At 49.5% G+C, this 13,845-nt stretch carries 14 protein-coding genes, 1 tRNA gene and 1 pseudogene; 11 read left to right on the forward strand and 5 right to left on the reverse strand.

Going from position 1 to position 13,845, the window contains the following annotated elements:
* Nucleotides 1-14: 14 nt before the first annotated feature.
* Complete coding sequence (locus tag DX130_RS03570; RefSeq protein ID WP_116042894.1) at nt 15-1,061, reverse strand: YkvI family membrane protein; 1,047 nt, start codon at nt 1,059-1,061, stop codon at nt 15-17.
* A gap of 112 nt (nt 1,062-1,173) precedes the next feature.
* Nucleotides 1,174-1,839: a hypothetical protein gene (locus DX130_RS03575; protein WP_116042895.1), complete on the reverse strand. Its 666-nt coding sequence runs from the start codon at nt 1,837-1,839 to the stop codon at nt 1,174-1,176.
* 207 nt (nt 1,840-2,046) lie between these two features.
* Here DX130_RS03575 and DX130_RS03580 point away from each other — a divergent pair, with 207 nt between their 5' ends.
* The 6 genes and pseudogenes from DX130_RS03580 to DX130_RS03605 all read left to right on the forward strand — a co-directional run bounded on the left by DX130_RS03580 (nt 2,047) and on the right by DX130_RS03605 (nt 5,441).
* Nucleotides 2,047-2,616 (forward strand): xanthine phosphoribosyltransferase, encoded by a 570-nt coding sequence (locus tag DX130_RS03580; RefSeq protein ID WP_116042897.1) that lies wholly within the window; start codon nt 2,047-2,049, stop codon nt 2,614-2,616.
* Nucleotides 2,617-2,698: 82 nt separating this feature from the next.
* Entirely contained in the window at nt 2,699-3,013 is a 315-nt protein-coding gene (locus DX130_RS03585) for a hypothetical protein (RefSeq protein WP_116042899.1), read from the forward strand.
* A gap of 131 nt (nt 3,014-3,144) precedes the next feature.
* Nucleotides 3,145-3,363, forward strand: coding sequence for a hypothetical protein (locus DX130_RS03590; protein ID WP_116042901.1), 219 nt, complete (start codon nt 3,145-3,147; stop codon nt 3,361-3,363).
* 31 nt (nt 3,364-3,394) lie between these two features.
* Nucleotides 3,395-3,542 (forward strand): annotated as a pseudogene (locus tag DX130_RS26810) (TFIIB-type zinc ribbon-containing protein); the annotation flags it as partial.
* Nucleotides 3,543-4,023: 481 nt separating this feature from the next.
* Nucleotides 4,024-4,515, forward strand: a complete 492-nt coding sequence (locus DX130_RS03600) for an RNA polymerase sigma factor (protein ID WP_116042904.1) — start codon at nt 4,024-4,026, stop codon at nt 4,513-4,515.
* The gene (locus DX130_RS03605; RefSeq protein ID WP_116042906.1) at nt 4,512-5,441 is read left to right on the forward strand and encodes a hypothetical protein; all 930 of its coding nucleotides are present in this window, start codon (nt 4,512-4,514) and stop codon (nt 5,439-5,441) included. The genes DX130_RS03600 and DX130_RS03605 overlap by 4 nt, the downstream gene beginning before the upstream one ends.
* Nucleotides 5,442-5,537: 96 nt before the next feature.
* Here the strand turns inward: DX130_RS03605 and DX130_RS03610 are convergent, their stop codons facing one another.
* Complete coding sequence (locus DX130_RS03610; RefSeq protein WP_116042907.1) at nt 5,538-5,936, reverse strand: VOC family protein; 399 nt, start codon at nt 5,934-5,936, stop codon at nt 5,538-5,540.
* Between the two features lie 121 nt (nt 5,937-6,057).
* A tRNA-Leu gene (locus DX130_RS03615) sits at nt 6,058-6,144 on the reverse strand.
* Between the two features lie 283 nt (nt 6,145-6,427).
* On the opposite strand from DX130_RS03615, the gene DX130_RS03620 reads away from it, so the two are divergent.
* Genes DX130_RS03620 through DX130_RS03630 form a run of 3 tightly spaced genes read left to right on the forward strand, consistent with a single transcriptional unit; the run spans nt 6,428 to nt 9,413 of the window.
* Nucleotides 6,428-7,387 (forward strand): ABC transporter substrate-binding protein, encoded by a 960-nt coding sequence (locus DX130_RS03620; RefSeq protein WP_116042909.1) that lies wholly within the window; start codon nt 6,428-6,430, stop codon nt 7,385-7,387.
* Nucleotides 7,388-7,413: 26 nt separating this feature from the next.
* Nucleotides 7,414-8,442 carry a FecCD family ABC transporter permease gene (locus DX130_RS03625; protein WP_116042911.1) on the forward strand — a complete coding sequence of 343 codons (1,029 nt, stop codon included), beginning with the start codon at nt 7,414-7,416 and terminating at the stop codon, nt 8,440-8,442.
* Entirely contained in the window at nt 8,439-9,413 is a 975-nt protein-coding gene (locus DX130_RS03630; protein ID WP_165861142.1) for a FecCD family ABC transporter permease, read from the forward strand. The genes DX130_RS03625 and DX130_RS03630 overlap by 4 nt, the downstream gene beginning before the upstream one ends.
* A gap of 56 nt (nt 9,414-9,469) precedes the next feature.
* Here DX130_RS03630 and pdxR read toward each other — a convergent pair whose 3' ends face one another.
* A complete protein-coding gene (pdxR, locus tag DX130_RS03635; protein ID WP_116042915.1) occupies nt 9,470-10,903 on the reverse strand; it encodes a MocR-like pyridoxine biosynthesis transcription factor PdxR in 1,434 nt (477 codons plus the stop codon).
* A 325-nt stretch (nt 10,904-11,228) separates the two neighbouring features.
* Here pdxR and DX130_RS03640 point away from each other — a divergent pair, with 325 nt between their 5' ends.
* On the forward strand, nt 11,229-12,347 hold the full coding sequence (locus DX130_RS03640; protein WP_116042917.1) for a hypothetical protein: 1,119 nt from the start codon (nt 11,229-11,231) through the stop codon (nt 12,345-12,347).
* Nucleotides 12,348-12,365: 18 nt separating this feature from the next.
* Nucleotides 12,366-13,838, forward strand: coding sequence for a glycan biosynthesis hexose transferase WsfD (wsfD, locus tag DX130_RS03645; protein ID WP_206098756.1), 1,473 nt, complete (start codon nt 12,366-12,368; stop codon nt 13,836-13,838).
* Nucleotides 13,839-13,845: the final 7 nt, after the last annotated feature.

Genomic DNA, 13,845 nt, shown 5'->3' on the forward strand with positions numbered 1-13,845 from the left:
TCTTGAAGAGTCGCCTACGTTCGTCGGTAGGCGACTTTTTTGCGTATGATCAGGACCAGCCACCCAAGGCTAATAAGACCGAATAGCGGGTACAATGTCGAGAGCAGCGTACCGAAGCCGATCTGGCTGGCCAGGTAGCAAATAATAAGCACGCCTAGCGTCAGCAGCTCACGTGACCATTTCATCCGTTCCTGCAACTGGAGGGTCAAGCCGTAAATATCGGCAATCAAGGTTGTGAAAATTTCGGCAAAAATCAGGAAAATATAAATGAATTGCACATAGTAGCCCAGTTGTCTGGCAATGCCCCCCATCGGAATCGCAAACTGTTGGATACCCGGCATATGAACAGACAAAGCGATATGGCCGGCGAGCAGCATAAAGCCGATCCCGATCCCTCCGACCCAGGAGCCGATGACAATCGTTTTCCTGTCGCCGATTTCAGCGCCCAGCGGGACGAGCACGGCTTGTGCAAGAGAGAGGTTAAAGGCGGTATAGAGGAAAGGGGAGGCCCATGCGGCCCAAGGCGAATAATCGGTGACCAGCGTCATGAACTTGTCCGATCCGGGTGTTCGGAACGTATCGATCATCACGAGCACTGTGAATAGAAGCATGACGGGCACCACGATTGCATTGACAGTCAGGATAGCCTTCATCCCCTTGCGCAATAGAAAGAAGCTGGCTACCATCGTAATGAGGAGACCGGCTTGATAGGAGATATTCCAGTGTTCGTAAAAGATTGTGCCTGCGCCGGCCAGCATGACGGCAGTGACCCCAAGCAGGATGACCAGCATGAAATGGCTGATCAGTCGTCCATAACGGTCGCCGAACAGCGCTTTGTTCAAGTCCTCATAGGATTTCGCGCGAATCTCACTGGCGAGCAGCATCATTTTGGTTCCTAACCAAATAAAGAGAACAGTTGCCAATGCGATCGTTATAGAACCCCAATAGCCGAATCTCGTAAAAAACTGCAAAATTTCTTGTCCGGTGGCAAATCCAGCGCCAACGATGGTTCCCATATAAGTTGAAGCTATTTGCAATACTTTGCCTGTCCGCTTCTGCATCCTGCCTGTCCTCCGATCCAACTGCCTTCTCTATTAAGAAGGTATGTCCAAGGAGGGACAGGCATGACATAATTATTGGAATTTGGCTCGTGTGACTTCATGTCAAGGGGGATCAACCGTGTGCGATCAACTTCATCGCGACAATCTTGTCCAGATCGGGATTGACGTCCAGCTTAAGCGTTGCGCCATCCGCGTCATAGATGAGGAGATAGTCGGAGCGGGAGTCTGGTTTTCCGAGTTCCTTCAGCGCTTTATCCGAATCGTCGCCAATTCGAAGTCCGCTTAGGCCGGCCAGCGTATCGGCGCCAAATACTTCGACGAAATGCACGAAGCCGCCAGAATCCAGACCGATGGAGAAACCGTCGTACTCCAGTACATGTATCGATTCGGCGTCCTCCTCGAGATGGTAGCTGTCTTCCGCTTGGCCGAAGTAGCTGTGGATCACTTCGTTGGTGTCGCCAATCGCGACACCTTTCAGCCGGGGACTGTTCAGGTTCCAATGATGAGAGTGGCTGGAGCTTCCAGGGCCGGTCTTATTCAGCGAAGAGGTTTCCGTTGAAGCTTCTTTGTCTGGATTGTGCGAAGCAGGGGGAGCAGTTGCTCCGTTCTTCTGGTCATAGGACTTCTGAGGACTGTCGATGACAAGCCCGTCGTTATGCTGCAACTCGTTGCCGCTTTGCTTGTCAGGGCTTTGACAGGCGGATAAACCTACTGTAAAAGCAAGAGCAGGGACAAGCAGCAGGCGATGATAATGTTGAGCGTTCCGAAATAGGTTCATAAGCGCTCCTCCGAATCTTGTTTCTCATGTATATAAACGTTGTTTGGAGGGGGAAAGTTGCTTCTTTCTCCATGAAATGGTTCTCATTTTTCACACGCATTACAAGGATCGGTATAGTGCTGCAGCAAACTTGACATGACAGGTTGCGCATTTTACCCTGCTTATGGTACGTTATCGAAAAGGGATTTTTGGCGGAGGTCATTACGAATGGAAAAGTTAAAGCAACGTATATTGGAAGAGTCGTCAGTCTTGTCGAGTGATGTGCTTCGCATGGATGCCATCATCAATCATCAGGTTGATCCGGCGCTAACGATGGAGATGGGACAGGAATTCGCCAAAAGATTCGCGGAACAGTCGATTACTAAGGTCATTACGGTAGAATCATCCGGGATTCCTGCCGCGTTCGCTGCAGCCTATGTGCTGGGCGTGCCGCTTGTCTTCGCAAGAAGGAAGAAGACGCTGATTGCAGATCCTGACGTTTATATGGAGCGTGTGCCTTCTTTTACGAAGGGCATAGTTACGGATATTATGGTTTCGAAGCAATTCCTCTCGAGCGACGACCGGCTGCTGTTCATTGATGATATTATTGCCAACGGAGATGCTGCGCGCGGATTGATCAAAATCATCGAGCGCTCCGGTGCGACGCTGGTCGGCATGGGCATCGTGGTAGAGAAGTCGTTCCAGGCAGGCGCCAGAACTCTTCGGGAGCAAGGAGTTCGGGTGGAGTCGCTCGTCAAGATCGCTTCGCTCGACAACGGAGAAATTAAATTTGAGTAAGATGTACCAGTGGTATTACTCTTTTCCCGGGCGATTATTTCGCTTATAATAAAAGGTAAGTGATCGAGGGGAGGCACAAGTAATGGGGAATATGTCTGCTGAGTTTCTTCAAGCTAAACTAACCGATGCGAAGACGCATTTTGAGAGAGCATTGGATTGCAAGCATACGGAATTTGATGATCTGTATCCTTACATGATTGAGCACCCGCAGTTTTTCTGGTACAAACGTTACGTTGCTTGGTCAGAGCTGCTTACAATTGTGAAGCTTTGTGAAGAGCTGTCTGTCGGTTGGCAGGAGCAGTTCACCGAGAAGCAAGCCGAATATATCGGCAAGCGTGTCATGTCTTCTCGTGTATTGGACGAATGGTACGAGACGAACCGAGAGCATGTGGGTTAAGCGTGCAGCGCAACAACAAATATTGAACCTCGATGATACGCATTATGTGATCGTCGAGGTTTTTTAGTATAATAGAAGCTGTAAGCATTTTCTTGTTTCACAGTTTGGGGAAAGGGAGGGAAAGTCCGTTTATGGTGTCAGAGGAGCAATTGGAGACGTATCGTCAGTCCGGCGAAACCGTAAGAGTTGAGCGGGATGAGATGGAGATCAATGATGTGCTCGGGATCGTCGTCGCATGGGACGAGACCTCCGTCTTGGTGCGCAAACGAAGTCGCCGTGTCGTAAAGCTAAGCAGGACCTACCGTTATGTGCCGATCTCGGAGGAACGTATGTCTTCGCCGTCCGTATAAAGCTTGAAGTACAAAAAGCAGGAGTGATCGTATGAAGTGTCCAGTATGCGATGATGTACGTATGAGAGAAGTTGTCAAGGACGATGTCCTGATTGACGTATGCCCGGAATGCAAGGGCGTGTGGCTGGATCGGGGAGAACTGGAGAAGCTGATGCAAGGCGTGCGCGAAGTCCGTCAGGACTATGAGCGAATGGAGCAGCTGCATATCGATCCAGCATCGGGTCAGCCGGCGCAACAGTCTGGGCCGTATGGTCAGCCTTCCCAGCCATCGACTGGCTATGGGCAGCAAGGTGCCAGCGGCGGCTACGGCCAGCCGCAACAAGGCGGATATGGCGCACCGCAAGGCGGTCCCGGTTATGGAGGACCGCAGGGTGGGTATGATTCCGGCCAGCAAACGTACAATCAAGGGTATCCGCAGCCAGGTTACGGCCAGAAGCAAGGCCAACAGGGTTATGACAAATACGGAAGGCCGTATAAGAAGAAAAAAACGGTGCTGGATGTATTAGGCGACTTGTTTGATTAATGGTTAGGGCAAAGCAAGCTTTCCACTGCGGCGGAGATCGCAGGGAAAGCTTTTTTGTTGCAACCGGAATATTTTTGTATCGAAATGTGACCGATTGACGTCTATAGGTGTGTTTAGGGAAAGGGGGTTCCGTGCATATGCAAAGCAACTCGCTCCGGCCGGGCGTGGACTTTACAGAGAGTTACAGGAAACATGGCTTGATGCTGTACAAATTGGCAATGGTGCATCTGGGTCGTTCGCAAGATGCCGAGGAAGCTATGCAAGAGGCATTTATGAAGCTGCTGTACCGCGCGCCTGCATTCCGGGATGATGAGCATGAGAAGGCATGGCTGATCCGGGTAATGACCAACCATTGCCGCAATATACGCCGCAGTTCCTGGTTCAGGCGCGTCATTCAAAGGGCAGAGATGCCAGAAATTAGAGGTAATAGCGAGATGCAGCCGTTGATGGAGCTTGTGCTTGCACTGCCCCTCCGCTATAGGAGCGTTATTCACCTTTACTACTATGAAGATTACAGCGTAAAGGAAATAGCCGATATTCTGCATATTAGCGAGTCGGCAGCGAAGATGCGGCTGAATCGGGGCAGAATGCGATTAAAGTTGGATTTGGAAGGAGAGGGACATACATGAATCGGCAAGATTACCAAGATGCGATGGAATCCATCGTGCCGGATCCCGGCATGGAGGAGCGGCTTGCGGGGGCAGTCGCCATCCCACAGAAGCGTCGCTATCCCCGCACATTCGTATACGGTACCGCATGCTTGGTGGCGATTTGTTTTGTTGTTTGGGCGGTTGCTCAGTATAGTCTTGACCGAGGAGAGACTTTGGGTGCGATGGTCCCCCCGGTGGATGCTGTTGTTATCCCCAAGATGAAGCTGCCGAAGAAAAGTAACGCAATGGCAGATATGATCGGGCTGGTCGTCTATGAAGGCAGCATCTACACGCAGACAAGCACACGATTGACGCCAGCCGATGCGAAGCTGCTGCGAGGCGAGCGGCTTGGTCGGACGAAGGGCGGAATCGATGAGTGGAGCAAAAAAACGGATTATGAAGAGCTGGCTTCCAGCATCGGACAAGTGGATATTTTTGCGGTGAATGGCTATGATGAGAGCTTTCGTATTATGTCCTATCATGAAGAGAACGGAGAGATTTATGCCGAGCTGTACGAGTGCTTGAATGGAATTACGATTCATTCGGGGGAGGATCTGATTGGAAAGCTGCGACTGAAAAATCGTGTGCAATCGGTGAACTGGCAGCCCTATGACGCTTGGTACTATAGCAAGCCTGAGTTCGGAGAGCTGGCATCAAATGAGTTTGTTGATTCATTTGTTGCGGCACTGTACGAAGCGAAGCCATTCGACCGGGATGGGTTGAATACAGACGGTATTTATGAACGGGATAAGCATCTTCAGAAAATGCTGTTTCTGACACTGGAAGACGGAACGGAGGTGCGGTTGTGGCTGTTCCCGGACAACTATGTGATGTATGTTGGCGCGCCCGTTTTTTTTCAGGTGGAGGAGCAAGCTTTCCGGGCTCTGTGGGATCAGATGTTGTAATGAAACAAGAAACTTTATAAGAGCGATGATCGCTTGTCTGACCTTTGTAGAGGACTTGCGATCATCGCTATTTTATAGTTATGTCAGAATCTGCACTTACCGAATGTGAATGTGCGGAGTGTAGCTGGAGATTTCGACCAAATTTTGATCAGGATCTCGAATATAGATGGATGTAATCGGTCCTAGAGCTCCTGTTCGCTGAACGGGCCCCAATTCAATTGGTACGCCTTTAAGTTCCAGATACCTCTGCACTTCCGCAGGCGTTGATTCTGTAATGAGGCAGAAATCGCCGGAACCGGGTACTGGATATTTAGCTTTTGGATCAATTTCTTTACCGACTTCCTGAAAATTAATTTTTTGTTGACCGAATTTCGCTGCTTTTCGATTTTGGCCGAACGTCTCAATTTCCATGCCCAACACATCGCCATAAAATCGGATGGACTGCTCGATGCTAGCTACTGTCAGCACAAGATGATCGTATCTTAAGATTTTCATTGGATGGTACCCTCCGTTCATTTATAAACAGGATATGAAATGGAAGCCTTAAAGGTCGAGTAAATAAAAAAGGTTCGTAAATCGCTGCAAGAGCAATTTCACGAACCTGTTTGTTTGTGGTTGGTGCGGTCGAGAGGACTCGAACCTCCACGGCTGTTACACCACTAGAACCTGAATCTAGCGCGTCTGCCAATTCCGCCACGACCGCATGTGTTGTTGTGTCAACATGAAATAATGTATCACAAAGCGAAAGTTGGGTCAAGCATTGTTTTTATTACTTTGAAGATCTTTTATTTTTAAAATGTTGAAAGGGTGGACCAAGCATGAATCACAGCTATTAAGGCTAGCTTATGAAGGAGAGAATAAGCTGGCTCGTCAACTGGATGGTATGAAATGATGACAACTGGATGATGTCAAAGCATAAACCTTCTATTACAATTTGTAATTGAGAATAATAATCATTAACGGTAAAGCCAAGGAGGAGCAATTTCATGAAGAAGTATCAAATGTTCGCGGTTATTATGCTGTGCTTCAGTATAGCGCTAACGGGTTGTGGGTCGAATAAAAATGCGACACCGTCCGATCATGGATCCAATCAGGGCACAACAGTGGAAAACGGAGCAGCTGGAGCCAGTGTCCAACATGAGTGGGGAACTTGGCAGGAGGATCAAGTCCCGCAGAAGGTCGTTACACTGGACTTTTCGTTTATTGACACGTTGACAAGCCTAGGTGTAGTACCGGCTGGCAATGCGGGAGTAGGCACAACTAAAATACCGGAATACCTGCAAGGCTTAATTAAATCGGAAGTAACGGATATAGGCGAGCGCAAAGCCCCTAACCTGGAGGTTATCCAATCGCTCAAGCCTGATCTGATCATCGCCAGTGTGGATCGTCATAGCATGATTCGTGCCGAGCTTGAAGGCATCGCTTCTACAGTTGCTTTTGACGATGTTAGCTATACACAAGTGTTGGATAATGTTAAAAGCATCGGCGAGCTTCTGGGCAAGCAAGCGGAAGCAGAGAAAGTGATCTCTGATTTGACCGCCAAAATCGATGATGTGAAGGGGAAAGTTGAAGGCCAGCCTTCAATTATTGTCGCAGGATTTTTTGATGACGAGTTTACGGTATGGATCAAGGACTCCTTTATCGGTTCGTTGCTCAGCAGCACTGGAGTTGATTATGCTTACAACGGGGAGATTTCGAAGCTTGAGGGCAAAGGCGAAGGCAGCAAGCTGACGCTGGAGCGTGTACATGAGATCAACCCGGACTATATTATGGTCTACGGTGACAGCACGGAGAAACTTAAATCCAATCCGTTGTATCAAGATCTGAAATCTGTGAAGGACGGACATTTTATTGAGGTAGACCGCAATTTGTGGGCGCGTGGACGCGGACCGATCGCGGCGAGCAACATTTTGGATGAACTTCTTCTCCATCTGAAAGCAGAATAGGTTATGCAAGTAAGGAGATTGGATAGATGAGCATCGTAAAGAAAGAGCGGCGGGGACTGCAGTCTGCAGTATCCCTGCGGCTGCTTTTTGCCATTCTGGCCCTATTGTTGATAGGCGTGGCTTGCCTGACCGTTACGTTCAAGGTGAACGGCTTTGCCTGGAAGCCGCTATTTTTCCCTTCCTCTGATACGAAGGATGTATTGCTGAATTATACCGTATGGCATATCCGTATGCCCCGACTGCTGCTGGCAGTCTCTTTGGGAGGGACGCTGGCGATAGCAGGCTGTCTCTTGCAGGCGATGACCCGCAATTTTCTTGCCGATCCCGAGATTATGGGACTGAATCAGGGTGCTTCATGCTTTGCAGTTGCGTCACTGATGATATGGGGCGGCGTGAATAGCGCTGATGTCATTCTGGTTGCTGCATTGTGCGGAGCAACGGCCAGCGGCGTCCTTATTTATTTCTTTTCCCGCTTTAGCGGAAGCGATCCCTCCAAGCTCGTACTCGCTGGGGTGGCAATCAGTGCGTTTATGGGTGCACTGACGACCGGCATTATTTTATTATTTGAAACCCAATTGACTGAAATTTTATATTGGATGGCCGGCAAGCTGTCGGGAGCAGAGTGGAGAGACAATTATTTGGTATGGCTGCTTGGCATTCCAGCGGTCATTGTAGCCTATCTGCTAGCGAATACGTTGAATGTTCTGATGCAAGGCGAAGAAATCGCCAGCGGGCTGGGCATCCATATTAAGCGAATCCGCGGAGTATTAGGATTGCTCATTATCGTATTGACAGGCAGTGCGGTCGCTGTAGCGGGACCGATCGGGTTTATCGGACTGATTGTTCCCCATATGGCGAGACGACTAGGCGGCATCAGCTATCGCATTATGATTCCGTTGTCCGCGCTGCTGGGAGCACTGCTTCTGTCATCGGCGGATTTTGCGGCACAATGGCTCTTCTATCCTGCCGATATTCCGGTGGGTATCATAACCGCTATTTTAGGCGTTCCATTCTTCCTTTATTTGCTGCGACGCAGAGAAGGAGGACGAACATGAGAAAAAGCAGATTTTTGTTTATCATGATGGGGCTGTCGCTTCTTCTTATCATCGTAGCATTTCTTAGCTTGCGCCTTGGAGCAGTCAGCACGCCAATTGCGGATATTATAGAAGAGATGCGTTCCGGCGAATGGCTGGTGTTGAAATATCGGTTGCCGAGACTGCTCATTGCGGTATTGGTAGGGGTCAATATGGCAGTTTCAGGTTCCATCCTGCAGGGCATCACCCGAAATCCGCTCGCCGCACCCGATATTATCGGCATCTCGGCGGGCGGCGGATTGTTTGCAGTGATCGTGCTGCTGGTATTCCCGCATTTGGGCGCTCATGTGCTTCCTATTGCTGCATTCGCCGGTGCCATTCTAGCCGCAACGCTTGTTTATCTGGTATCTTATCAGCGGGGTGGCATTCGGCCCATGAGACTGGCATTGACAGGCGTTGCGATATCGACCGGATTTCAGGCGCTGATCACTTTTATGATCGTCAAATTCGCCCTGTCCTCTTCACAAGCGCTCGTCTGGTTGAAGGGAAGCTTGTATGCCCGCTCCTGGCAGCATGTAGAGCTTCTTTGGCCGTGGACGGCAGTAGGCGTGCTATTAACCCTCCTGTGCTTCCGGCTATTAAATACGCTCCAACTGGATGAGGATACGGTCAAGGGGCTAGGCATGCGCATTCAGGTTGCGAGGCTGGCCTTGCTTGCTATTGCGGTTGGACTGGCCGCAAGTTCAGTGGCGATTGCCGGAACAATCGGATTTGTGGGGCTTGTTGTACCGCCGCTGGCGAGAATTCTGGTGGGATCGGACAGCAGATATGCTGTACCTGTCGCCGCCTTGCTGGGTGCTGTTCTGGTTGCGACAGCAGATATGCTAGGACGAATTGTTCATCCGCCATTGGAAATCCCGGCAGGCATTATTACCGCTCTGATTGGGGCTCCTTACTTCTTATACATCCTGCTTGTTCGAAAAGGAAAATAGACATAAAACAAAGCGCAGCATAGGGAACATGTCCTTGTGCTGCGCTTTTTGAGTGTTTATTCCGAAGCAGCCAGAAGAGCTGCAGCCAGTCTTTTGATGCCTTCTTCAATTTCCTCGACCTGCGGCCTTGCATAGGTTAGCCGCATATAACCCGGTTCTGCCCCATATACGCTGCCTGGAACAAACGCGACACCTCGTCTCAATGCTTCGTCCAGAAACTTCCCGTCTTGGACCGTCGGGACAATTTTGCACCAGAGGTGCAGCCCTCCTTGAGGAACTGAAAACTGCACGAGTCCGTTTAAATGTTCATGCAGCGCCGCAACCGTAGCATTCAGCTTTAGCTGCAGCTGCAGTCGAAGCCGATCCAAATGCGGCATAAATAAGGGCGATTCAATAAAGGCGGCGGCAATTTGCTGCGGAATGACGCTGAATCCGATATCCATCTGTTTTCTTGCATCGGCTAGTCGCGAGATGACGGATTTGGGAGCTACAATCCAGCCAATGCGCAAGCCCGCTGCGGCGATTTTGGAGAAGGAGCCGATATACAAGGTGTTTGACGAAGCATCCTCAGCTTTGATGGGAAGCGGGTAATCCATATTGTAAGCGGTCAAGCTGATGGGATCATCTTCTACGATGGGAAGCCCCAGCTCGCTTGCCGTATCCAGAAGCAGCTTCTTCCGATCGGCTTGCAGCAGCGTTCCTGTCGGATTCTGAAAGTTGGGGTTGACGAACAGCATCTTGATCCGGTGCCGGCTGTACAACTCGCGGATACTCTCGGGACGGACGCCATGCTCGTCCAATGGGAGCGGATAGATGCGTAATCCAGCTGACTGGAACATGGATAGCGAACGGGTGAACGATGGCGTCTCCACCGCTATGGCATCTCCTGGTGACAATAGACATTGCGAGATCAGGTACAGGGATTGTTGTGAACCGCTTGTAATGAGAATGGATGATGGAGATGTGCGAATTCCCCTGTTGCGCTCCAGAAAGGAAGCCAGAGCCTCTCGGAGTAGGGGGAAGCCTTGGCTGACGTCAGATCCGTTGTCGGGATGATACGTGCAGCTATGCATAATTTCATTAATTTCCCGAATAGGCGACAGATCGGTGGAGAGCTTGCCGCTGGCAAAATCAATAATAGCAGTGTCTTGTGCTAGAGCATCGCGTATTCTGCGCAAGAAAGGCACGTTCGGAAGGAATCCTCCATTTTCAGCGTAGCGATGCCATTCCGGTGTACGGCTTGCTGCATGATTACAGTTGGAGCTGACTTGGGTCTTGCTTCCAGGACGGCTCTCTACCAGTCCCAAGGATCTTAGCTCGGCATAAGCGAGTACAACAGTGCTGCGGTTGACGCCGAACTGCTCCGCCAGCTTGCGCTCCGACGGGAGCGGGCTTCCGGGCGGATATTCGCCATGAACGATCATTTCTTGAAGACGATCGGCAATTTGACGATAGAGAGGAACTGCGCTTTCGCGATCGGGCTTCCACATGATGAACACCTACTTTATATAGAGACATGATATAGAGACATTTAGAAAAAATTCAGATTGAGAGTGGTATAATCGTATCATAAAGCAATCGGGATTAAATGTGGAGGTTCTTTTTATCATATGCCTATCGACAAAATTGGATATCCTGTATAATAATTGCCAATTATTCGACATTTTTTCGGAGCTATAGTATGATGAGAACTAGTTCTATTTAACTATGCGGTATTAATAGATTTGCTATCACAATTTGATAGAGTTTATTCAACAAGCCTAATGATGAAGTGAAACGAAAAGCGCGAGTAAGAAGTAAGGAGAATGGCTTTTAGTGAAGAAACGGATGGTTTGGTTTATGATGTTCGTTACTTTTCCACTGCTGTTGGCATCATGCCGAATAGAAGGCGGCGAGACTATCCCTCAAGCCGAGAATCCTGGAATTCAGCACTCAGGCCAGTGGAAGTCGGAGGAGCAAGCGTTGCATCATTTTATCGTCAAGCAGTTGTCAAGCGAATATGGCGTGTATACGAATTTGAAGGAAACGAATCAGTCGGAGCTTACTGCTACCGGTCATGAGGTGCTGAGCGAATCGGCCGGGCTATTGATGCGTTATTATGCCCGAACAGGGCAGAAGGCGGCATTTGATCGGACTTGGGAGCAGGCCAAAGAAACGTTCGATCTGGATTCTAGTTTCAGCTATCGTTACAGTCCCGTACAACAAAGGTTATATCCATTAAATGCAGCTGTAGACGATCTTCGTCTCATTCGGGCGTTGTACGAGGCTAATACATCATTCGGTACGGACGAATACCAGAAGGAAGCAAAATCGTACGGAGACAGGTTCTACTCTTATAATGTGCAAAATGATCGATTGTATGACTTCTATGATGATGCTTACCGTGTGAACAATGATTTTGTTACGTTATGTTATCTCGATCTGAGAACGCTGCAGCTATTAGCAGTTCCGCAAGAGCAGAAGCAGCGTCTGATGTCCGGGATGACGGATCTGATCCATAATGGCTATTTGTCGGATACGTTTCCGTTTTACGAGACCCGATATGAGTATAGCAAAGGCAGGTACACCTCGGAGAACATCAATACGGTGGAGTCATTGCTTACGATTCTGCATCTGGCGGAGACAGGACAGCATAACGGGGCCAGCATTGAATTTATCAAAGAACGAGTAGCAGAAGGAAAGTTATACGGTCAGTATACAAGGGAAGGCAAGCCGACAAATGAGGTGCGCTCAACGGCGATTTACGCCATAACGGCCATCATCGGGGCCGAGGTAGGCGACCGCTCATTGTATGACGCCAGCATAGATAGAATGAATGAGTTCAAGGTGCAGGACGCAAGCGACCAGCTCTACGGTGCTTTCGGCGATACCGCAACCGGACAAGCTTATTCCTTTGATAATCTAATGGCGTTGCTGGCTTACACTTATGCATAGAAAGAAGGCTGTGTAGCGATGTTCGTCCGTTCGGTCAGAAGCAATCTGTTGCGGTTCGGAACGCCATCTGTTGTGGCAGCATTGGGAGTGCTTATCATTACGATACTTGCGTTGTTCGTTCCGCCGTATATCGGCATGGCGGACAATGGGGATTACTTCCGAATTATATACAGCAATGGCCTATACTTCAGCGCGCCAGATTACGATCAGCAGTATTTGGGTTACTTTGTAAAGGAATACGGCATATTTCAATATTTTAACGAGAATAACGCATCTCTATTTTCTTCGCAATCCCTTTTTATTCGAATAGCGATTATTGTCAATGAATGGTTCTATAGCAGCACTTGGTTTGATATCCGGTTTCAGGCAGCGATGTATTTGCTCCTGTATGTGGCAGCCGTTTATTTGCTGGTTGAAGCTTTGACCTGGAAGCTGTCAGCCAAGCGGGGATATCTGATTGCGGCACTCGCGATCTTTTTATTCGCCGATACAGGCTACACCGCGTATTTCAGCTCTTTTTTTGGCGAGAGCATTGTATGGATCATGACGATGTTCGTATTGGCATCGGGGCTGCTGCTCTGGCGCAAACGATACAACGATTATGTGCTGCTGGCCATCTTCGTCATCAGCGCACTCATTCTAACTACTAGTAAACAGCAGAATGCGCCTGTTGGCTTGATCGTGGCTGTACTTGGGGTTGTGCTGGTCTTTATCCGCAAGGAGAAGAAATACCGTCTTATTACATGGACAGCGCTGATAAGCCTGTTCGTTGTCGGAGTAGGTACGTATGTACTTATTCCGAAAGAGTTCGTCAATATCAACAAATATCATGCCATGACGAGAGGCGTGCTGCAATATTCCGAAGATCCGGAAGCAACGCTGAGGGGCTTTGGTATCGATCGACAATATGCCGTGCTGAACGGTACGATCCATTATCTCCCCTACACGACGGTAGATGTCGATTCACAGCTGCTGGAAGACAACTTTTACAGCAAATACGGCTTCGGCTCCATCTTGACGCATTATATCACCCACCCTGACCAGGCGGTCAAAATGTTAAATCTGGCCGCTCGCAACGGGTTTACGATACGCCCGCCTGCGATGGGCAACTTCGAGAAGTCGGAGGGGCGTGAATTCGGCAAGCACACGACTTTCTTCTCGGGCTACAGTCTGACGAAGGATGCGCTGGCACCCAAGACCTTTGGTTTTGTCGTCATCTGGATGGCTCTTGTTATCGGCTTCTATATGCCTACATTCGTGCAGGCTGTAAAGACGCGGAATGCCCGGCAGCAGCTGCGGCTAGGGCTTGTGCTGATGCTGATACTCATGGGCTTGTCCGGCGTGTTTGTGTCGATTATCGGGGCTGGCGATGCCGACCTGTCCAAGCATCTCTTCCACTTTACCGCTACGTTCGATCTGGTCACGTTTCTATTAATTGCCGATTTGATCGGCAAGCGGCTGTGGGGTGTGCAGGATGAGGCGGCTGTGTGACGGATAT

Source organism: Paenibacillus paeoniae (assembly GCF_003388735.1).
GTDB classification, from domain to species: domain Bacteria; phylum Bacillota; class Bacilli; order Paenibacillales; family Paenibacillaceae; genus Pristimantibacillus; species Pristimantibacillus paeoniae.

Excerpts from the sequence above, each read along its gene's own strand:
- DX130_RS03590 (WP_116042901.1), top strand. The coding sequence starts at position 3,145 with ATGGTGTCAGAGGAGCAATTGGAGACGTATCGTCAGTCCGGCGAAACC.
- DX130_RS03600 (WP_116042904.1), top strand. The coding sequence starts at position 4,024 with ATGCAAAGCAACTCGCTCCGGCCGGGCGTGGACTTTACAGAGAGTTAC.
- DX130_RS03570 (WP_116042894.1), bottom strand. The coding sequence starts at position 1,061 with ATGCAGAAGCGGACAGGCAAAGTATTGCAAATAGCTTCAACTTATATG.
- pdxR (WP_116042915.1), bottom strand. The coding sequence starts at position 10,903 with ATGTGGAAGCCCGATCGCGAAAGCGCAGTTCCTCTCTATCGTCAAATT.
- DX130_RS03610 (WP_116042907.1), bottom strand. The coding sequence starts at position 5,936 with ATGAAAATCTTAAGATACGATCATCTTGTGCTGACAGTAGCTAGCATC.
- DX130_RS03620 (WP_116042909.1), top strand. The coding sequence starts at position 6,428 with ATGAAGAAGTATCAAATGTTCGCGGTTATTATGCTGTGCTTCAGTATA.
- DX130_RS03605 (WP_116042906.1), top strand. The coding sequence starts at position 4,512 with ATGAATCGGCAAGATTACCAAGATGCGATGGAATCCATCGTGCCGGAT.
- wsfD (WP_206098756.1), top strand. The coding sequence starts at position 12,366 with ATGTTCGTCCGTTCGGTCAGAAGCAATCTGTTGCGGTTCGGAACGCCA.
- DX130_RS03585 (WP_116042899.1), top strand. The coding sequence starts at position 2,699 with ATGGGGAATATGTCTGCTGAGTTTCTTCAAGCTAAACTAACCGATGCG.
- DX130_RS03625 (WP_116042911.1), top strand. The coding sequence starts at position 7,414 with ATGAGCATCGTAAAGAAAGAGCGGCGGGGACTGCAGTCTGCAGTATCC.
- DX130_RS03575 (WP_116042895.1), bottom strand. The coding sequence starts at position 1,839 with ATGAACCTATTTCGGAACGCTCAACATTATCATCGCCTGCTGCTTGTC.
- DX130_RS03580 (WP_116042897.1), top strand. The coding sequence starts at position 2,047 with ATGGAAAAGTTAAAGCAACGTATATTGGAAGAGTCGTCAGTCTTGTCG.
- DX130_RS03630 (WP_165861142.1), top strand. The coding sequence starts at position 8,439 with ATGAGAAAAAGCAGATTTTTGTTTATCATGATGGGGCTGTCGCTTCTT.